Annotated in this window: 18 protein-coding genes and 1 pseudogene; 13 read left to right on the top strand and 6 right to left on the bottom strand. The window is 48.8% G+C overall.

Annotated elements, in window-relative coordinates:
- Positions 1 to 34 precede the first annotated feature (34 nt).
- Complete coding sequence (locus tag HMPREF2608_RS04010; RefSeq protein ID WP_070826057.1) at positions 35 to 769, bottom strand: epoxyqueuosine reductase QueH; 735 nt, start codon at positions 767 to 769, stop codon at positions 35 to 37.
- A gap of 97 nt (positions 770 to 866) precedes the next feature.
- The gene (locus tag HMPREF2608_RS04015; RefSeq protein WP_070826058.1) at positions 867 to 2324 is read right to left on the bottom strand and encodes a patatin-like phospholipase family protein; all 1458 of its coding nucleotides are present in this window, start codon (positions 2322 to 2324) and stop codon (positions 867 to 869) included.
- 140 nt (positions 2325 to 2464) lie between these two features.
- Between HMPREF2608_RS04015 and recO the strand changes: the two genes are divergently transcribed.
- From recO to HMPREF2608_RS04065, 10 genes and pseudogenes are all read left to right on the top strand, one after another.
- A complete protein-coding gene (gene recO / locus HMPREF2608_RS04020; RefSeq protein ID WP_049335205.1) occupies positions 2465 to 3208 on the top strand; it encodes a DNA repair protein RecO in 744 nt (247 codons plus the stop codon).
- 69 nt (positions 3209 to 3277) lie between these two features.
- Positions 3278 to 4006, top strand: a complete 729-nt coding sequence (pdxJ, locus tag HMPREF2608_RS04025; protein ID WP_004520366.1) for a pyridoxine 5'-phosphate synthase — start codon at positions 3278 to 3280, stop codon at positions 4004 to 4006.
- 88 nt (positions 4007 to 4094) lie between these two features.
- The gene (acpS, locus tag HMPREF2608_RS04030) at positions 4095 to 4472 is read left to right on the top strand and encodes a holo-ACP synthase (RefSeq protein WP_070826059.1); all 378 of its coding nucleotides are present in this window, start codon (positions 4095 to 4097) and stop codon (positions 4470 to 4472) included.
- 154 nt (positions 4473 to 4626) lie between these two features.
- Positions 4627 to 5430, top strand: a complete 804-nt coding sequence (locus HMPREF2608_RS04035; RefSeq protein WP_210402761.1) for an NUDIX domain-containing protein — start codon at positions 4627 to 4629, stop codon at positions 5428 to 5430.
- Between the two features lies 1 nt (position 5431).
- On the top strand, positions 5432 to 5854 hold the full coding sequence (locus HMPREF2608_RS04040) for a hypothetical protein (protein ID WP_070826061.1): 423 nt from the start codon (positions 5432 to 5434) through the stop codon (positions 5852 to 5854).
- A 762-nt stretch (positions 5855 to 6616) separates the two neighbouring features.
- On the top strand, positions 6617 to 7492 hold the full coding sequence (prpB, locus tag HMPREF2608_RS04045) for a methylisocitrate lyase (RefSeq protein ID WP_039862334.1): 876 nt from the start codon (positions 6617 to 6619) through the stop codon (positions 7490 to 7492).
- 84 nt (positions 7493 to 7576) lie between these two features.
- Positions 7577 to 8731 (top strand): bifunctional 2-methylcitrate synthase/citrate synthase, encoded by a 1155-nt coding sequence (prpC, locus tag HMPREF2608_RS04050; protein WP_070826062.1) that lies wholly within the window; start codon positions 7577 to 7579, stop codon positions 8729 to 8731.
- Between the two features lie 402 nt (positions 8732 to 9133).
- Positions 9134 to 11739: pseudogene (gene acnD, locus HMPREF2608_RS04055) on the top strand (Fe/S-dependent 2-methylisocitrate dehydratase AcnD).
- 117 nt (positions 11740 to 11856) lie between these two features.
- Complete coding sequence (prpF, locus tag HMPREF2608_RS04060; RefSeq protein ID WP_070826063.1) at positions 11857 to 13053, top strand: 2-methylaconitate cis-trans isomerase PrpF; 1197 nt, start codon at positions 11857 to 11859, stop codon at positions 13051 to 13053.
- A gap of 175 nt (positions 13054 to 13228) precedes the next feature.
- Positions 13229 to 14440, top strand: a complete 1212-nt coding sequence (locus HMPREF2608_RS04065) for an acetate kinase (RefSeq protein ID WP_070826064.1) — start codon at positions 13229 to 13231, stop codon at positions 14438 to 14440.
- Positions 14441 to 14514: 74 nt separating this feature from the next.
- Here the strand turns inward: HMPREF2608_RS04065 and purM are convergent, their stop codons facing one another.
- Positions 14515 to 15549, bottom strand: a complete 1035-nt coding sequence (gene purM / locus HMPREF2608_RS04070) for a phosphoribosylformylglycinamidine cyclo-ligase (protein ID WP_003686290.1) — start codon at positions 15547 to 15549, stop codon at positions 14515 to 14517.
- A gap of 201 nt (positions 15550 to 15750) precedes the next feature.
- Here purM and HMPREF2608_RS04075 point away from each other — a divergent pair, with 201 nt between their 5' ends.
- Together HMPREF2608_RS04075 and HMPREF2608_RS04080 are read left to right on the top strand one after the other, a co-directional pair.
- Entirely contained in the window at positions 15751 to 16821 is a 1071-nt protein-coding gene (locus HMPREF2608_RS04075; protein ID WP_070826065.1) for an AI-2E family transporter, read from the top strand.
- A 66-nt stretch (positions 16822 to 16887) separates the two neighbouring features.
- On the top strand, positions 16888 to 17604 hold the full coding sequence (locus HMPREF2608_RS04080) for an S-methyl-5'-thioinosine phosphorylase (RefSeq protein ID WP_070826066.1): 717 nt from the start codon (positions 16888 to 16890) through the stop codon (positions 17602 to 17604).
- A 45-nt stretch (positions 17605 to 17649) separates the two neighbouring features.
- Here the strand turns inward: HMPREF2608_RS04080 and HMPREF2608_RS04085 are convergent, their stop codons facing one another.
- The 3 genes from HMPREF2608_RS04085 to HMPREF2608_RS04095 all read right to left on the bottom strand — a co-directional run bounded on the left by HMPREF2608_RS04085 (position 17650) and on the right by HMPREF2608_RS04095 (position 20022).
- Positions 17650 to 18144, bottom strand: coding sequence for a hypothetical protein (locus tag HMPREF2608_RS04085; RefSeq protein ID WP_070826070.1), 495 nt, complete (start codon positions 18142 to 18144; stop codon positions 17650 to 17652).
- A gap of 143 nt (positions 18145 to 18287) precedes the next feature.
- The gene (locus tag HMPREF2608_RS04090) at positions 18288 to 18722 is read right to left on the bottom strand and encodes a hypothetical protein (protein ID WP_070826067.1); all 435 of its coding nucleotides are present in this window, start codon (positions 18720 to 18722) and stop codon (positions 18288 to 18290) included.
- Positions 18715 to 20022 (bottom strand): homoserine dehydrogenase, encoded by a 1308-nt coding sequence (locus HMPREF2608_RS04095; protein ID WP_070826068.1) that lies wholly within the window; start codon positions 20020 to 20022, stop codon positions 18715 to 18717. The genes HMPREF2608_RS04090 and HMPREF2608_RS04095 overlap by 8 nt, the downstream gene beginning before the upstream one ends.
- A gap of 206 nt (positions 20023 to 20228) precedes the next feature.
- On the opposite strand from HMPREF2608_RS04095, the gene HMPREF2608_RS04100 reads away from it, so the two are divergent.
- Positions 20229 to 20603 (top strand): Mth938-like domain-containing protein, encoded by a 375-nt coding sequence (locus HMPREF2608_RS04100; protein WP_070826069.1) that lies wholly within the window; start codon positions 20229 to 20231, stop codon positions 20601 to 20603.
- Positions 20604 to 20678 lie beyond the last annotated feature (75 nt).

Below are 20678 nucleotides of genomic sequence, written 5' to 3' on the forward strand. Positions count from 1 at the left end.
AGGCCGTCTGAATGTTTCAGACGGCCTTTGATATTTATTTCTCAACAATGATTTTGTTTTCGGCTTGAGGCTCGTATTGGGTAGATTCATCACCGTAATACAATACGCCCAGCTTGATGGGTATGCGGCCTTGCGATTTGCGGTGGGCATTGGAATCGCGCAGGGAGTAGGCGCAACCGCAGTATTCTTGTTGGTAGAAATGCTCGCGCTTGCTGATTTCGATCATGCGCGCGCTGCCGCCGCCTTTGCGCCAGTTGAAATTCCAATAAACCAAGTCATCGTACGGCTCGGCGGCGCGATGGCCGCAGCCGTTGATCTGTTTCATGTCTTTCCAGCGCGAAATGCCCAGTGAGCTGGTGAAAACATGGAAGCCGTTTTCATGGGCATATTGCGCCGCTTTTTCAAAACGCATGTCGAAACACATGGTGCAGCGGATACCGCGTTCGGGTTCGAATTCCATGCCTTTGGCTTTGGTGAACCATTCTTTGCGGTCGTTTTCGTAGTCATCGTCTTTATCGACAAAGGGAATGCCGAATTTGTCCGCAAAGCGCATGTTTTCTTCTTTGCGCAACATATATTCTTTGTGCGGATGGATATTGGGGTTGTAAAAATAAATGGTGTAGTCGATGCCGCTGGCAAGCATGGCTTCCATCACTTCGCCGGAACATGGGGCGCAGCAGGAATGCAGCAGGACTTTTTTATGGCCGCCGGGCGGAACGAGAATAGGGCGGTCAATATCGGTAACGATAGGCGTGTTTAATTCGGTCATGGTTGGATTCTATTTATTGTTAAGTGTTTCAGACGGCCTTGGGTATTGAGGCCGTCTGAAATATAAGATGAAGTGTATATTTTAACAGAGCAATACTTTATGGAACAGATTGTTTTTGTGTTTCTTTTTCGTTTAACGGTTTGAAATCTTTAGCGTCCGGCGGCGGTTCGGCAAAGATGGCGTCGGGATTGTGGTGCGCTGCAAATTCTGTCAGCAGGTTGCGGTAGTCCAGCGACTGCTTCATTAATTCGGCTGCGGCGGTACGCAGATTGTCCACGTCTTCCGGCGGCAGATAAAAACTAGTCGGAATGTTCAATACTTTTTCCCTTAACTCGGAAGGAGGGAGGTCTTTGAGGTTGAGGCTGACGAAGGAGAAGCTGATGCCGTCGGTTTGTTTGTCTTTATTCCACTGATCGACGAAGGCACGGAAACGGCGCAGGGATTCTTGCGAGTTTTGGTCAATGGGGATATTGACGATAGAGGAGACGACGTCGCGGAAACCGGGAACGGCCGCGGTTTTGTCCAAATTGCTGCTGACTTGGTTTTGCGCATTGACGTTGATGACGACGATATGGCGGATGTTGTTTTGCAGGATTTTGTTTGTCAGGATTTTTTCCGGGTACATTTCCGTCATATCCAAAAGGCTGCGCATACCCAGATTGTCGGTCAGGCCGCCGTCTATCAGGTGGATGTAGGGTCGGTTTTTCCCGTCTGCGTATTTTTGGAAGCGCTCGTAAAATTCTTTTATGGTGCGGCTTTGTTGTCTGCCTGTTTCGCTGTCGTCTGCATCTTCGATTTTGATCGGCGGCGTGTAGTTGCAGCGTCCGCCGTTGTTGTTTAGGGTGATCGGTGCAAAGACCATGGGGACGGAACTGGATGCGGCGACGGCGCGGGCAAGTCGCAAGTCGCCCAAGTCGATACACATCGGGTCGAAATATTCCTGCGTGAAATTGAAACGCTCGCCTATGCCCATATCGGTGGCGGAAATGATGGCAAACGGGCCCTTGGCATTTTTTTCCAAATCGCGGAAAGTGGTTTTGCCGAAAAGGTAGTTTTCAAACTGCTCCTGCAACAGATCGCCGCGTCCGTATTCAGGCGAGGCCAGTCGGGGCAGGTTGGACATGGAAAACGCTTGTTTGACGACTTGGCGTTGGAAGTTTTGGTGTAGGAAACGTTTATAAAACAAGGGAATGGTTTCTTCACCCTTGAGTGCAAAATAAGCTGCCAAAACCGAGCCGCCGGATACGCCGACCACTACATCGACATTCGACATCAAAGACTGTTTTTTGCCTCCGATAGTAATCTGCTGCTTATGAAGCTGCTCCAACACGCCATAACCCAAGGCCGCCGCGCGCGTACCACCGCCGGAGAACATCAACACAATAAGCGTATCGTCTTCATCGTTGTGCTGAAGCCGGCTGGTTTCAAAGCGGTAGCCGCGTTGCAGGTCGACCGTATCAATACTGGCAACAGGCTGATATTTCACCAGCGAACAGGCGGATAATAGGGCTGCGGAGAGCAGGGAAAGGGCAGATTTAAAAGGGAATTTCGGCATAAACACAGGAAAGTCGGTTGTTCATTCAAAACGGATTATAAAGGTTTTTAGACGGCCTTTATAGAAGGCGGACTTTTAGACGGCCTTTTTGCATCGATTTTCCGTTATAATCGACACAATCTTTATCTTTCCAAACCCTTATGGCGCAACCAAACCGCATCAACCACGAACCTATCTTTCTGCTTGCCTCCGCCCCGTGGCGCGAGAGCAGCTTGTGGGTGGAAGCTTTCAGCCGCCGTTATGGGCGGGTGGCTTTGTTGGCCAGAAGTGCGCGCAAACGGCAGAGCGAATTGCGCGGCGTGTTGGTGCCGTTTGTGCCGGTGAGCGCGTCTTGGTATGGTTCGCAAGAGTTGAAGACCCTGCATCGCGCCGAATGGATAGGCGGTTGGCCGCAGCCGCAGGGCAGGGCTTTGTTCAGTGGATTGTATGTGAACGAGTTGATGCTGAAATTGACCGTCCGCGAAGACCCGTTGCCCGAGCTTTATGATGTTTTGGCAAAGACCATGAAAACCATCTGTTGCGAGGCCAACCATATTGCCACTTTGCGCCGTTTTGAATGGTCGCTGCTGACACGCTTGGGCTTTGCCCCCGATTTGTTCCATGACGGCAACGGAAATGAAATCAACGGTGAAGAAACTTATTGGCTCACACCGGAAGAGGCTGTGGTTCCCCTGGCCGAGGCCGACCGTTTCCATGCGCTCAATAAGGGCGTTGCCGTATTGGGCGCGACGTTAATTGATTTGAGGGAAGGCAGTTTCGTTCATCAGGAAAGTCTGGGGCAGGCTTTGAAAGTGACGCGGCTTTTGATTGACAACCTTCTGCCCGAGGGCATCAAGTCTCGGCAGGTTTTGCAGCAGTTGCAGCAGTTTGGCTTGGGCAGTTGAATTTTTTTCAGACGGCCTGTGATATGAGCAGGCTCAGGCCGTCTGAAACTTTAATGAAAGGACATTATTATGTTGTTAGGCGTAAACATCGACCATATTGCCACCGTCCGCAATGCGCGCGGTACGATTTATCCCAGCCCTGTCGAAGCGGCGCTGATTGCGGAAACCCACGGCGCAGATTTGATTACCATGCACTTGCGTGAAGACCGCCGCCATATTAAAGATGCGGACGTGTTCGCTGTTAAAAACGCCATCCGCACGCGCCTGAATTTGGAAATGGCGCTGACGGAAGAAATGCTGGAAAACGCGCTTAACGTCATGCCGGAAGATGTGTGCCTCGTGCCTGAAAAACGTCAAGAAGTAACCACCGAAGGCGGTTTGGACGTATTGGCGCAACAGGATAAAGTGGCCGAGTTCACCAAAATCTTGACCGACGCAGGCATCCGCGTGTCCTTGTTTATCGATGCCGATAACGCGCAAATCCAAGCCGCTTATGATGTCGGCGCGCCCGTTATCGAGTTGCATACCGGTGCGTATGCCGATGCACACGGCCACGCCGAGCAGATGAAACAATTCGAGCGCATTCAAAACGGTGCGCATTACGCCAGCGATTTGGGCTTGATCGTCAACGCTGGACACGGCCTGACCATTCACAACGTAACGCCGATTGCCCAAATTCTCGCCATCCGCGAGCTGAACATCGGCCATTCGCTGATTTCCCAAGCACTCTTCCTCGGCTTGCCTGAAGCGGTCCGCCAAATGAAGGAAGTCATGTTCAGAGCCAGAATGCTGCCTTAACGGCATCAGCCATACAGGCTAAAGCGGTTTGCTTTGGCCTGTATTCACACTTTCAGACGGCCTGACTATTTAAACAAGGAGCAGACCCATGATTTACGGAATCGGTACAGACATTGTTTCCCTCAAACGCATTATCCGTTTGAACAAAAAATTCGGACTGGCATTTGCGCAACGCATTCTCAGCCCGGAAGAGCTGTTGGAGTTTCCACAGGCAGGCAAACCGGTCAACTATCTTGCCAAACGCTTTGCCGCCAAAGAGGCTTTTGCCAAAGCCGTCGGTACGGGCATACGCGGCGTGGTGTCTTTCCGCAATATCGGTGTCGGACATGACGCACTGGGCAAGCCTGAATTATTTTTTGCACCGGCTTTAACCAAATGGCTGAAAGAACAGGGTATCCGAAGCTGCCATCTCAGTATGAGCGATGAAGAGGATACCGTCATGGCTTTTGTCATTGCGGAAAAATAAGGCCGGATTTAAGGATTCTGAAATAAAGAATCCTTTTCAGACGGCCTGAAAGTATTAGGTATTTGTTGAAGGTCGGGCGTATAGGCCCGACATCGTTTTTTTACGCATAAATCGGCAGGTGTCGTCGCCTGCCTCATATAAGAATAATCTCATGATGACTGAAGACACACGTCCATTGGTGCAAGTGGTTGCCGGAATTTTACTCGACCAAAACGGCCGCTACCTGCTCAGTTCCCGCCCCGAGGGTAAACCGTATGCCGGTTATTGGGAATTTGCCGGCGGCAAGGTTGAGGCAGGCGAAAGCGATTTTCAAGCCTTGCAACGCGAGTTTGAAGAAGAACTCGGTATCCGTATCCTTGCCGCTGCTCCGTGGTTGACCAAAATCCATTCCTACGAACACGCACATGTACGCCTGCATTTTTTATGGGTGGAAGCCGACCAATGGACGGGCGAAATCCAATCGAGGGAAGGGCAGAAATGGGCATGGCAAAAGGCAGGGGATTTTACCGTTGCGCCGATGTTGCCTGCCAATAGCGCATTATTACGTTCCCTCTCTATTCCGCGCCAGCTTCAAGGCCGTCTGAAAAGCGGCTTGAGCGGTCAAAACAGCATGGGCGAATATCATGTTGTGCCGTATCTGTCGGCTCAGCATCAAACCGCATCTGCCGTATTGCTGGATTTTGCCGATTGGCAACAAGGCGAACCGATAGAAGCGCCCAGCGTGTGGCCAATCATTGAAAACGCCGAACAATGGCAGCAGGTGCAAAATGCCGATGCTGTCGTTTGGAAAGTGGCGAATGAAGCGGCAGCCAAGCAAGTTGTCGATATTTTGGCGCAAGGCGTGGCTATGCCGCTGATTGTGGCTACTCCGGAAAGTATGGTTTCCATTTATCGTGAACAGTGGCAGAGCATGGGTGCGCATGCCGTTTTGATCGATAATGATATTGAGGCCGTCTGAAATGAGTAAAAATCAAAAACTACTGATTGCTGCTGTTTTACTGATTGTGTTTGCGGCGGCCAAACTGCTGCTTTTGGATTGGTGGCAGCGGCAACAGTCAAAAGCGAATGTAGTCGAATGTAGTCTAACACAAGGCTGCGTCCTGCCTGACGGTTCAAAAGTGCGTGCAACATCCATTAATACACACGAGCCTTTCGATATTGTGGTTGAGAATGTGCCGAAGAATACGGGCGCGGTCAGTATCAGTTTCAGTATGAAAAACATGGACATGGGCTTCAACCGCTACAACCTGGCGCAACAATCGCCGCAAAGTTGGCAGGCTGCGCAAATCCGCTTGCCGTTTTGCGTCGAGGGCCGCCATGATTACACTGCCGACATTACCATTGGCAAACAGACTTTTCAGACGGCATTTAGTGCAGAGTAGTCATCATGCAAAGGCCGTCTGAAAATTTAAAGGCAAAAATTTTAATTTTTTCAGACGGCATATTTAAAAGTTCCTTATAAATGAATCAATTATAAATTATTTTTAGATAGATTGTTTACAATCATTCTGACTATCTGCCAAAAGAATAAAACGGACAGAAGCTAGGCTACATAAGGATTTGATGTGGTACAGCCTGTCCGTTTTTTACATTTGTTGTGAAAAAATCGTTTATTAATAACTGAATTTTTTATAATTTTTTTGAAAAAAAGTGTTTGACAAGACTGGTTTTATTTTTTAAATTTGTTTCCATAAATAAAAACTACATCGCACTACAAAGGAACATCATCATGAATCTGTATCAAACCACTCTCTCTTGTTATAGATTTTCTCCCATCTCTGCCGCTCCCGTCGCCGCCAGTTTATTGGCAGTCCCGACGGTCTGAAGGCTCTCGACCCGAATCTAGTTTCCGCATTCCTACAAACGCTTCGGGTTTTAAAACTTCTTTCCCCTGTTGCATTCATATACTGATTAATAATATTTAAAAAACAAATACCTCCGCTTCAGCCTTATTGTATTTATTTGTTTTGATAACTATTTGTTTTTATTAATTTTAAATTTTTAGATGGTTGATAATGGAAATTTTATAGGCCGTCTGAAAACAGTTTTTAGAACGATTGTTTCTTTTTAAACGGTTCGTTTCAAGTTGTGAAAAAACGAGCCGTCCGTTTAATACTGAAAAAAGTCTATAAAGGAGAAATATGATGAGCCAACACTCTGCCGGAGCACGTTTCCGCCAAGCCGTGAAAGAATCGAATCCACTTGCCGTCGTCGGTTGTGTCAATGCTTATTTTGCACGATTGGCCACCCAAAGCGGTTTCAAGGCGATTTATCTGTCCGGCGGCGGCGTGGCAGCCTGCTCTTGCGGTATCCCTGATTTGGGTATTACCACAATGGAAGATGTGCTGATTGACGCACGACGCATTACAGACAACGTGGATACGCCTCTGCTGGTGGACATCGATGTGGGTTGGGGCGGTGCATTCAATATTGCCCGTACCATTCGCAACTTTGAACGCGCTGGTGTTGCAGCGGTTCATATCGAAGATCAGGTAGCGCAAAAACGCTGCGGCCACCGTCCGAATAAAGCCATCGTTTCTAAAGATGAAATGGTCGACCGTATCAAAGCTGCCGTAGATGCGCGTGTTGATGAGAACTTTGTGATTATGGCGCGTACCGATGCGCTGGCGGTAGAAGGTTTAGATGCCGCTATCGAACGCGCTCAGGCTTGTGTCGAAGCCGGTGCAGACATGATTTTCCCTGAAGCCATGACCGATTTGAAAATGTACCGCCAATTTGCAGATGCAGTGAAAGTACCTGTATTGGCCAACATTACCGAGTTTGGTTCCACTCCGCTTTATACCCAAAGCGAGCTGGCTGAAAACGGCGTGTCACTGGTGCTGTATCCGCTGTCATCGTTCCGCGCAGCAAGCAAAGCCGCTTTGAATGTTTATGAAGCGATTATGCGCGATGGCACTCAGGCCGCAGTGGTTGACAGTATGCAAACCCGTGCCGAGCTGTACGAGCATCTGAACTATCATGCCTTCGAGCAAAAACTGGATAAATTGTTTCAAAAATAAGTAACCGCTTTCAGACGGCCTTTCAACAAATCCGCATCGGCCGTCTGAAAAATAAAACCCATAAAAATACAAAGGAGAAATACCATGACTGCAACTACTCAAACCCCGACTTTCAAACCTAAAAAATCCGTTGCGCTTTCTGGCGTTGCGGCCGGTAATACCGAATTATGTACCGTTGGCCGTACCGGCAACGATTTGAGCTATCGCGGTTACGACATCTTGGATTTGGCACAAAAATGCGAGTTTGAAGAAGTCGCCCACCTGCTGATTCACGGTCATCTGCCCAATAAATTCGAGCTAGCCGCTTATAAAGCCAAGCTCAAATCTATGCGCGGCCTGCCTATCCGTGTGATCAAGGTTTTGGAAAGTCTGCCTGCACATACCCATCCGATGGACGTAATGCGTACCGGTGTATCCATGCTGGGCTGCGTTCATCCTGAACGTGAAAGCCATCCGGAAAGTGAAGCACGCGACATCGCCGACAAACTGATCGCCAGCCTCGGCAGCATCCTGCTGTACTGGTATCAATATTCGCACAACGGCAAACGCATTGAAGTTGAAAGCGATGAAGAGACCATCGGCGGTCATTTCCTGCACTTGTTGCACGGCAAACGCCCAAGCGAATCACACATCAAAGCGATGCACGTTTCACTGATTCTGTATGCGGAACACGAGTTCAACGCTTCTACCTTTACCGCCCGCGTGATTGCCGGTACAGGCTCTGATATGTACTCCTGCATTACCGGTGCAATCGGCGCGTTGAAAGGTCCGAAACACGGCGGCGCGAACGAGGTGGCTTACGATATTCAAAAACGTTACCGCAATGCCGACGAAGCTGAAGCCGACATCCGCGAACGCATCGGCCGCAAAGAAATCGTGATCGGTTTCGGTCATCCGGTGTACACCATTTCCGACCCTCGCAACGTTGTCATTAAAGAAGTGGCACGCGGTTTGAGCAAAGAAACCGGCGATATGCGCCTCTTTGACATTGCCGAACGCTTGGAGAGCGTGATGTGGGAAGAGAAAAAAATGTTCCCGAATCTGGACTGGTTCTCTGCCGTTTCCTACCAAAAATTGGGCGTACCAACCGCTATGTTCACACCGCTGTTCGTGATTTCCCGTACAACCGGTTGGAGCGCACACGTTCTCGAGCAACGCAAAGACGGCAAAATCATCCGTCCGAGCGCAAACTACACAGGCCCTGAAGATTTGGCATTCGTGGAGATTGAAAACCGCTAATACGCGTAACAGCAGGGTGGGCCGCCTGCCCACCCCATCTCGAAATGCCGTTTGAAAACAATGAATAAATTAAGTTTTCGTTTTTCGACGGCCTAGTGCAGTATGCGAGAGAGAGAGAGCCGGCCGTTTGGAAAACATGCTGCTCTGCTGTCGTCATTCCCATACAGGCAGAAATTCAAAAGTTGAAATGTTCTGCTGTAAAGAGTGCTGAAAGATTTAAGTTTGGATTTCCGTCTATACGGGAATGATGGTAGCGGAGCAGCAATTTTTTTTCATACCGCGAATAGATTTCAGACAACAAGCAATAAAACAGAATTTATGATTTCAGACGGCCTGAAGGTCCGAATCAACAGGCCGTCTGAAACCCAAAACCAAAAAAATAATAGATTTAGGAGAACCGACATGACTGCCAACCAACGCTACCGCAAAGCTTTGCCCGGTACGAATTTGGAATATTACGACGCGCGTCAGGCGTGTGAAGACATCAAACCAGGCTCTTACGACAAGCTGCCGTACACAAGCCGTATCTTGGCTGAGAACTTGGTCAACCGTGCAGACAAAGTCGACCTGCCTACGCTGCAAAGCTGGCTGGGCCAGCTGATTGAGGGAAAACAGGAAATCGACTTCCCTTGGTATCCGGCGCGCGTGGTGTGTCACGATATTCTGGGTCAGACAGCGTTGGTGGACTTGGCAGGCCTGCGCGATGCGATTGCCGAAAAAGGCGGCGATCCTTCCAAAGTGAATCCTGTGGTGCAAACCCAGCTCATCGTCGACCACTCTTTGGCCGTTGAATGCGGCGGTTACGATCCCGATGCCTTCCGCAAAAACCGCGAAATCGAAGACAGACGTAACGAAGACCGTTTCCACTTCATCAACTGGACAAAAACCGCATTTGAAAATGTGGACGTGATTCCGGCGGGCAACGGCATTATGCACCAAATCAATCTGGAAAAAATGTCGCCCGTCGTCCAAGTCAAAAACGGCGTGGCGTTTCCCGACACCTGCGTAGGTACTGACTCACATACGCCGCACGTCGATTCACTGGGCGTGATTTCCGTAGGCGTGGGCGGTTTGGAAGCCGAAACCGTGATGTTGGGCCGTGCATCCATGATGCGTCTGCCTGATATTGTCGGCGTTGAGTTGACCGGCAAACGCCAGCCGGGCATTACTGCCACCGACATCGTGTTGGCACTGACCGAATTCTTGCGTAAAGAGCGCGTGGTTGGCGCATTTGTCGAATTCTTCGGCGAAGGTGCAAGAAGCCTGTCTATCGGCGACCGTGCCACCATTTCCAACATGACCCCTGAGTTCGGCGCGACTGCCGCGATGTTCGCTATTGATGAGCAAACTATTGATTATTTGAAACTGACCGGTCGTGACGACGCGCAAGTGAAATTGGTAGAAATCTACGCCAAAACCGCAGGCTTGTGGGCAGATGCCTTGAAAACCGCTGTTTATCCTCGCGTTTTGAAATTTGATTTGAGCAGCGTAACGCGCAATATGGCAGGCCCAAGTAACCCCCATGCCCGTTTTGCGACCGCCGATTTGGCCAGCAAAGGCTTGGCTAAACCTTACGAAGAGCCTTCAGACGGCCAAATGCCTGACGGTGCAGTGGTTATTGCCGCAATTACTTCATGTACCAATACTTCCAATCCGCGCAACGTTGTCGCCGCCGCGCTGTTGGCACGCAATGCCAACCGCCTCGGCTTGCAACGCAAACCTTGGGTGAAATCTTCGTTTGCACCGGGTTCAAAAGTAGCCGAAATCTATTTGAAAGAAGCAGGCCTGTTGCCTGAAATGGAAAAACTCGGTTTCGGTATCGTTGCTTTCGCATGTACCACCTGTAACGGCATGAGCGGCGCGCTGGATCCGAAAATTCAGCAGGAAATCATCGACCGCGATTTGTACGCTACCGCCGTATTGTCAGGCAACCGCAACTTCGACGGCCGCATCCATCCGTATGCGAAACAGGCTTTCCTCGCTTCGCCTCCGTTAGTCGTCGCCTACGCGCTGGCAGGCAGCATCCGTTTCGATATTGAAAACGACGTACTCGGCGTTGCAGACGGCAAAGAAATCCGCCTGAAAGACATCTGGCCTACCGATGAAGAAATCGATGCCATCGTTGCCGAATATGTGAAACCGCAACAATTCCGCGACGTTTATATACCGATGTTCGACACCGGCACAGCACAAAAAGCACCAAGCCCACTGTACGACTGGCGTCCAATGTCCACCTACATCCGCCGCCCACCTTACTGGGAAGGCGCACTGGCAGGGGAACGCACATTAAGAGGTATGCGTCCGCTGGCGATTTGCCCGACAACATCACCACCGACCACCTCTCACCGTCCAATGCAATTTTGGCCAGCAGTGCCGCAGGCGAATATTTGGCGAAAATGGGTTTGCCTGAAGAAGACTTCAACTCTTACGCAACCCACCGCGGCGACCACTTGACCGCCCAACGCGCAACCTTCGCTAATCCGAAACTGTTTAACGAAATGGTGAGAAACGAAGACGGCAGCGTACGCCAAGGTTCGCTGGCACGCGTTGAACCAGAAGGCAAAACCATGCGTATGTGGGAAGCCATCGAAACCTATATGAACCGCAAACAGCCGCTCATCATCATTGCCGGTGCGGACTACGGTCAAGGCTCAAGCCGCGACTGGGCTGCAAAAGGCGTACGCCTCGCCGGTGTGGAAGCGATTGTTGCCGAAGGCTTCGAGCGTATTCACCGCACCAACTTGATCGGTATGGGTGTGTTGCCGTTGCAGTTCAAACCGGGTACCAACCGCCACACCCTGCAACTGGACGGTACGGAAACCTACGACGTTGTTGGCGAACGCACACCGCGCTGCGACCTGACCCTTGTGATTCACCGTAAAAACGGAGAAACCGTCGAAGTTCCGGTTACCTGCCGCCTCGATACTGCAGAAGAAGTATTGGTATATGAAGCCGGTGGTGTATTGCAACGTTTCGCACAAGATTTCTTAGAAGGAAATGCAGCGTAAGGTAAATCGGGTATCGTCAAAATACCCGGACTACGCTCAAAAAGGTTTTCAGACGGCCTCGAATGTTTGAGAGGCCGTCCGAAAAAACCATACTAGAAATACAAAGGAGAACTCGAAATGCCGCAAATTAAAATTCCAGCCGTTTACTACCGCGGCGGTACATCTAAAGGCATTTTCTTCAAACGCACCGATCTGCCGCCCGCTGCGCAGGAAGCAGGCGAGGCACGCGACAAAATCCTCTTGCGCGTACTCGGCAGCCCCGACCCTTACGGCAAACAGATTGACGGTTTGGGCAACGCCAGTTCGTCCACCAGTAAAGCTGTGATTTTGGATAAATCCGAACGCGCCTATCACGATGTCGATTACTTGTTCGGACAAGTTTCCATCGACAAACCTTTTGTCGATTGGAGCGGCAACTGCGGTAATCTGACCGCCGCCGTGGGCGCATTTGCCATCGAGCAAGGCTTGGTCGATAAATCCAAAATCCCTTCAGACGGCCTGTGTACCGTCAAAATCTGGCAGAAAAACATCGGCAAAACCATTATTGCCCATGTACCGATGCAAAACGGCGCAGTTTTGGAAACAGGCGATTTTGAGCTTGACGGCGTAACGTTCCCGGCAGCCGAAGTACAAATCGAATTTCTTGATCCGGCCGACGGCGAAGGCAGTATGTTCCCAACCGGCAATTTGGTCGATGAAATTGATGTGCCGAATATAGGCCGTCTAAAAGCCACGCTTATCAATGCCGGCATTCCAACCATTTTCCTGAATGCCGCAGATTTGGGCTACACAGGCAAAGAGTTGCAAGACGACATCAACAACGATGCCGCGGCGCTGGAAAAATTTGAAACCATCCGCGCGTATGGTGCGCTGAAAATGGGTTTGATCAGTGACGTATCCGAAGCTGCCACTCGCGCCCATACTCCGAAAGTCGCTTTTGTCGCCCCTGCGGCCGATTACACCGCTTCAAGCGGCAAAACCGTCAAAGCTGCCGACATCGACTTATTGGTACGCGCGTTGAGCATGGGTAAATTGCACCACGCCATGATGGGTACCGCTTCAGTTGCCATCGCTACCGCTGCCGCCGTGCCCGGTACGCTGGTCAACCTTGCAGCCGGAGGCGGAGCGCGTAAAGAAGTCCGTTTCGGTCATCCGTCAGGCACACTGCGTGTCGGTGCAGCCGCCGAATGTCAGGACGGACAATGGACGGCTACCAAAGCGGTTATGAGCCGTAGCGCACGCGTGATTATGGAAGGACAAGTCCGAGTGCCTTTAAGTTTTCAGACGGCCACGCCATTAAACAAGGCCGTCTGAAAACCCAATAAGCAGATTTTAGTCAGGTAGCGATACCTGCAATGGAGATTAGGGTTGGGCATGAAGCCTGACTAAACACCAAACCAAAGGCAATCTGAAAAGCTCTCAAATGTTTTTGCTCTTTTCAGACGGCCTGAAGCCAAAAAAACAATCAAAAATTCAAAGGAGAAACACCATGTCCAACCAACTCATTCTTGTTCTGAACTGCGGCAGCTCTTCACTCAAAGGTGCCGTTATCGACCGAAAAAACGGCAAAGTTCTCTTAAGCTGTCTTGGCGAACGTTTGGGTACGCCCGAAGCAATAATTACGTTCAGTAAAGACGGCAAAAAATGCCAAACTGCTTTGACCAGTCGTAACGATCACGCTGGTGCAGTAGGCATGTTGCTGAAAGAACTGGAAAAACACGGCCTGCACGACCAAATTAAAGCCATTGGTCACCGTATTGCCCATGGCGGCGAAAAATACAGCGAATCTGTTTTGATCGACCAAGCAGTCATGGATGAACTCGATGCCTGTATTCCGCTCGCTCCGCTGCACAACCCTGCCAATATCAACGGCATTTTGGCTGCGCAAGAGCATTTCCCGGGCCTGCCCAATGTCGGTGTGATGGATACTTCGTTCCACCAAACCATGCCGGAGCGTGCCTACACATATGCCGTTCCGCGCGAATTGCGTAAAAAATACGCTTTCCGCCGCTACGGTTTCCACGGCACCAGTATGCGTTACGTTGCCCCTGAAGCCGCACGCATCTTGGGCAAACCTCTGGAAGACATCCGCATGATTATTGCCCACTTAGGTAACGGCGCATCTATTACCGCCATCAAAAACGGCAAATCCGTTGACACCAGTATGGGCTTCACGCCGATCGAAGGTTTGGTAATGGGTACACGTTGCGGCGACATCGACCCGGGCGTATACAGCTATCTGACTTCACATGCCGGTTTGGATGTTGCCCAAGTTGATGAAATGTTGAACAAAAAATCAGGATTGCTCGGTATTTCCGAACTCTCCAACGACTGCCGTTCTTTGGAAATTGCGGCGGACGAAGGCCATGAAGGCGCACGTTTGGCTCTGGAAGTGATGACTTACCGCCTTGCCAAATACATTGCTTCGATGGCTGTGGCTTGTGGCGGCGTTGACGCGCTTGTGTTCACCGGCGGTATCGGTGAAAACTCGCGTAATATCCGCGCTAAAACTGTTTCCTATCTTGATTTCTTGGGTCTGCACATCGACACCAAAGCCAATATGGACAAACGCTATGGTAACTCCGGTATCATCAGCCCGACAGGTTCTATGCCGGCGGTTTTGGTGGTACCAACCAATGAAGAGCTGATGATTGCCCACGATACGGCTCAGTTGGCCGGCTTTATGGAAGAAGCAGGCTAGGGCGAAGATTTTCCTAGGCCATAAACAATAAAAAGTGCGGATTCATCATCCGCACTTTTTTAATTACATCTCAATCAAGCCACTTGGGTTTGATGTTCGTCGCCGTTGCGTTCACGAACTGCGCCCAAACGGTAAACGGTTTCGCCTTGTTCGCTCAAGAATGCCTGTACTGCATCGGCATCTTCTTTGGCAATGATAACAACCATGCCGATACCGCAGTTAAATGTACGGTACATCTCTTGGGTTTCCACATTGCCTGCTTTTTGCAGCCATTGGAATAATTTAGGCAATTCCCACGCTTTGGCATCGATTTGTGCGACGGTATTTTCAGGTAAAACGCGAGGTACGTTTTCAGTAATACCGCCGCCGGTAATATGGGCCATGCCTTTAATGGTGAATTTCTCCAAAGCTGCAAGGATAGGTTTCACATACAGGCGGGTAGGGGCGATGATGGCTTCGCGCAAGGTTTTACCGTTGTCGAATTCCGCATCCAAATCGGGATTGTCGCGCTCGATGATTTTGCGAACCAAAGAGTAGCCGTTGGAGTGTGCACCGTTGGAAGCCAAGCCCAAAACAACGTCTCCGGCCTGAATGCTGCGGCCGTTAATAACGCGTTCTTTTTCAACCACGCCGACGGCAAAACCGGCCAAGTCGTATTCGCCTTCGGGATACATGCCTGGCATTTCGGCAGTTTCACCGCCAATCAAAGCGCAACCGGATTCTTCGCAGCCTTGGGCAATGCCTTTAATCACATCAGTCGCGCGGGCAACATCCAGCTTACCGCAAGCGAAATAGTCCAAGAAGAACAAAGGTTCTGCACCTTGAACCAAAATATCGTTGACGCTCATGGCAACCAAATCGATGCCGACGGTATCGTGTTTGTCCCAGTCGAAAGCCAGTTTCAGCTTGGTGCCGACGCCGTCCGTACCGGAAACCAATACCGGATTTTTGTATTTTTTGCCGATTTCGACCAAAGCGCCGAAACCGCCCAAATCACCCAACACTTCAGGGCGCATAGTACGCTTGGCAAAAGGTTTGATATTTTCGACCAGTTGATCGCCTGCGTCGATATCCACGCCTGCGTCACGATAGCTCAAAGAAGTGCTCATTGGATTTCCTTATTCGGGTATGGGTAGATTGTCGGAGCGTATTTTATCTTAAATTGGAGGATTCAGGCTGAATTTTTTGGCGTTATTGTTAACAATTTTATTTTGTCTTGATTGGTGCCGCACTTCAGACGGCCTTTGTGAATCTGTTATACTGCTTATTGATTTTGAAAACCTTAAGCATCAACTGGGGAACACCTTTTTATGTATCAAAAGAAAGCGCGCAGTGTAAAACCGTGGATTATTATGGCTTGCGTTATCGCGGCCTTTATTTGGCTTTTATATGCCTTAGGCAATGTTTTGACGCCGTTTATTGTGGCTGCCGTTTTGGCCTATATTTTGAATCCCTTGGTCGAATGGCTGCAATTGAAGCGTATCCGCCGCGCACCGGCCTCTATGATTATTATGGCGCTTGCTTTGCTGATATTACTGGCGTTGATGCTAATTATTATACCTATGCTGTTAAATCAGTTTAATAATCTGGCCGAACGCCTGCCGCAAATCGTAGGCTTTGTTCAAAACAAATTGCTGCCGTGGCTCAACAGCGTCAGCGGGGATTATATTCAAATCGATCAAGAATCAATCATCGCATGGTTGCAGTCGCATACTGATGAGTTGAGCAATACGCTCAAAGAATGGATTCCGACCTTGATGCGTCAAAGCGGTAACGTCATCAGCGGCGTCAGCAATTTGGTGTTGTTGCCTTTGCTGCTGTATTACTTCTTGTTGGATTGGAAACGCTGGTCTTCCGGAATCAGCAAATTGGTTCCGCGCCGTTTTATCGAGACCTACACGCGTATCAGCAGTAATATGGACGAAGTTTTGGGCGAATTTCTGCGTGGCCAGCTGATGGTTATGATGATTATGGGCTTGGTCTATGGCTTGGGCTTGATGCTGGTCGGTTTGGATTCTGGCTTTGCCATCGGTATGATTGCCGGTATTTTGGTATTTATTCCGTATTTGGGCGCGTTTACCGGCCTTTTGCTGGCAACAGTTGCTGCGCTTTTGCAATATGGCTCATGGCAGGGTTTGTTGATGGTCTGGGCTGTATTCGGTGTCGGACAATTCTTGGAAAGCTTTTTCATTACGCCTAAAATCGTTGGCGACCGCATTGGTTTGTCTCCGTTCTGGGTGATTTTCTCATTGATGGCTTTCGGACAACTGATGGGTTTTGTCGGTATGCTTGCCGGCCTGCCACTTGCCGCCGTAACATTGGTTTTATTGCGTGAAGGTGCATCTGCCTATTTCGGCAGCCATTTCTACAAACATAAATAAATCGATAATATTAAGGCCGTCTGAAATCCAAGTTTCAGACGGCCATTGATAACAAAGGAAGTTTATATGTTAGCCATTATCGGCGGCAGCGGTTTGACCAAACTGCCGGAACTCGAAATTACCGAACGAAAAATTGTACGCACTCCATACGGCTTAACCAGCAGTCCTATTTTGTTCGGCAGGTTGGGGCGCTTGGATATTGTTTTCCTCGCCCGACACGGCTTCAGCCATACCATCGCGCCGCATGAAATCAACTACCGTGCCAATATCTGGGCGTTACATTCTTTAGGCGTTGAAAACATCATTGCCATTTCTTCAGTCGTCGGTATTAACCCCGATTTTGAAAACGGCAGTTTGGTGTTGCCGGACGATTTAATCGACTATACCTATGGCCGCAAAGATACCTTTTTTGAAGGCCAAGAATGCTCGGTTGTCCATACCGATTTTTTCAACCCTTATTGCAATGAATTGCGACAAAAGTTATTAAATATCACGAAAGCGCACAATGTGCCGATTTACGACTCCGCCGTTTATGGCTGCCTGCAAGGTCCGCGCCGTCCGACCCGCGCAGAAATCGCCCGTTATCGACGTGACGGCGTAGATGTACTCGGTATGACCGGTATGCCTGAAGCCGTTTTGGCCAGGGAGTTGAAAATGGCCTATGCCCACTTTTGTAGCGTCAGCAGCATTGATTGCTTTGATAGCGGAGTAGGGACTGAGGGCTGTAATGAACAGACTTCTATGGCGATGACGAAAATCCGACAATTATTGAATGGTTTGTAATTGATCATGCCGTCTGAAATGATGTTTTCAGACGGCATATTTTATTTAAGAAGCTGTTTCCCGCGCCCAATGGGGCAGGGAGGCTTTTTGTTTGCGGAACGAGGCAAGTTGCATACCCCGACATTTTTCAAAAATCAATTCAACTCCGCTTTGCAGCTGTAAAATCAAATTAGTATGCGTTTCCGTTTTAATAAAATCGATATTGCGTTGTACCAAGCGTTGAATGACGGCATACACATCAAGGCAGCCATTTGCAAAAAACCACGGATTCAACTTTACCCAACGGCCACCGCTTAATGCAGTATTAGGCTGAAAATCAGCACGAATCTGAGTCAGCCGATTGTCAGAGAAATGCAGTTCGATATCGCCATAAAGCCAAATATTCCAGCCTTTTTGCACCAACAAGCCTTTAGGGACGCAATCAGGCGCAGGAAACATCTGTAAAATAGACTCTGCAGATTGTCCGATTTCCAGATAGTCAAATCGGCCGGTATACAAAAAATCATAAATATCAACGGCAATAGGAAAGTGGTAGCGCATGGCAACAACCATAGAAAAGCAATTAACCAAGCTATCTTAAACTTAAAATATAATGAAATCAATTCTTATTACTATTTATTTATATAAGAAAGGCCGTCTGTTGTTCAGATGGCCTTGTATCTTTGGTTTAAACCGATATTGGTTTACTCAGCCTTTAAATCAGCTACGCATTGCTTATCGCGTGCCTCAAAAGCTTCCGCGCCACCCAAGAGCTTGAGTTGCTCCTCAGGGCTGATTTTGCCGAAGCTTCGGATTTGCTCGTCAGAGAGTTTGCTTAAAGGCTGATCCCACATACAGACACAATAGTCTTGAGCCAATTTCTCGTTTTGCGCATCCAAACCTTTTGCCTTCAAATCAGCTTGCCATTTTTCAGCAAAAGGAATGTTTTTCACACAAGATTCCACAACATTTTGTTTCATCTGCGGCTTGTTCATGGCACATTGTGAGAGCAGGGCGGTCAGAGCCAGCAAAGACAAAATAATCCATGCCCAAATGCGGATGGTGCGGATTTTTGCCTTGGCTTTCTTTCTGGCCGCCAGTTGCTCTTCAGACGGCCTTTCCGTTTGTTGCTCAGTCATGCAGGCTTTCCATGCGGATCATGGTGATCGGAGCATCCACGCAACTCAGAGCTTCAATCGCTGCGATAGCGCGTTTGACATTATGTTCCACTGTGGTGTGGGTCAGAATCACAATTTCGGCAGTACTTTGATTAATCACGCCTTTTTGAATCAAAGCCTCGATAGAAACATTTTCTTTGGCCAAGAGTGCGGCAATTTGACCCAAAGTGCCCGGTTCGTCAGTTGCTTGAACGCGCAGATAGTAGCTGCTGGTGATTTCATCCATAGGCAGAATATTTTGCGCTTGAACTTGTGAAGGTTGGAATGCCAAGTGAGGGACACGATGGTCAGTTTCCGCTTCAATCAGGCGGGCAATATCAATGATGTCGGCAACCACAGCAGAAGCAGTCGGCAATGCACCGGCGCCTGCACCATAATACAAGGTTTCACCAACCATATCGGCATTGACACGGACAGCATTCATCACACCGTTAACGTTTGCCAGCAGACGGCTTTCAGGAATCAGTGTAGGGTGTACACGCAACTCGATGCCTTTGTCGGTTTTACGGGTAATACCCAACAATTTGATGCGGTAGCCAAGTTCTTCAGCGTATTTGATATCACGGCTGTCGAGTTTGCTGATGCCTTCCAAATAGCAGGCAGAAAAGTTCATCGGCGTACCGAATGCCAATGCGCTCATGATGGTGATTTTATGGCCGGCATCATGACCTTCGATATCAAAAGTAGGGTCAGCTTCTGCATAGCCCAAAGCCTGAGCTTCTTTCAATACATCTGCAAACGCGCTGCCTTTTTCACGCATTTCAGTAAGAATGAAATTGCTGGTACCATTAATAATACCGGCAATACTGCGGATTTGGTTCGCAGCCAAGCCTTCACGCAAAGCCTTGATAATAGGGATACCACCGGCAACAGCAGCTTCAAACTGTACCATGACATTTTTTTCTTCCGCCAAAGGGAAAATTTCATTGCCGTATTCAGCCAACAGTTTTTTATTGGCAGTAACAATGTGTTTGCCGTTTTCAATCGCTTTCAATACTGCATCTTTGGCAATACCGGTACCGCCAAACAATTCAACAACAACATCAACATCTTGATGTTGAACCAGCGCAAACGGGTCTTTGATAAAAGCAGCATTCGGGCAAATTTGTTTGGCTTTTTCTTCGCTCAAATCACAAACAGCAGAAATACGGACTTCACGTCCCAAGCGGCGGCTGATTTCCGCAGCGTTGTCCTGCAATACAGTGGCCGTACCGCCACCGACTGTACCCAAACCTAAAAGACCGATATTTACTGGCTTCATTGTGTCTCCTTTTGAGCCGATACTTTAAAATAATCACGAAAAACCAAGGCTTGTTATAATCGCTTGCAATCGTAAATTCAGAGCAAAGCATCAATGCACAAGGTCAAACGTTGAATCCTACCTGATATTGCTTGATTTTGCACCTTTTTTTGCAAGTTTCCAGAGGCCGTCTGAAAAATCGTTCTACCATAAAAACAGGAATTGCCATGAAAATCACAGAAAACCATATCGATGAAGCCACATCATTTTTTTCATCCTCGCAAGGAAGATTGCAAATCGGTGAACAAACATATTCAGAACCCATTTGCTGGCAAGATGGCAAAGTAAGCATTATTCCTCAAACAACCATTGAAGAATTAAACGAACAAATTTTTATATCAGCAATTGAAACAGCAGAAAACCGTCCTGAAGTCATTATTATAGGTACAGGAGAAAAACAAAAATTCCTGCATCCCAAAATTGCTGCAGCCTTATCAGCCTATGGAATCGGCTTCGAATGCATGACCACAGCCTCAGCTTGTAGAACTTTAATTTTGCTGCAAGGCGAAGGACGAAGCACATGGGCTTGGTTGTGGCCATAATTTGTAGAAAAGGCTATTGCATCATGCTAGTACAAGTTCGTATAATTTTTCATTATGAAATTTTCTGTTTAAATA

This window comes from Neisseria sp. HMSC064D07, assembly GCF_001837185.1.
Classification (GTDB): domain Bacteria; phylum Pseudomonadota; class Gammaproteobacteria; order Burkholderiales; family Neisseriaceae; genus Neisseria; species Neisseria flavescens_C.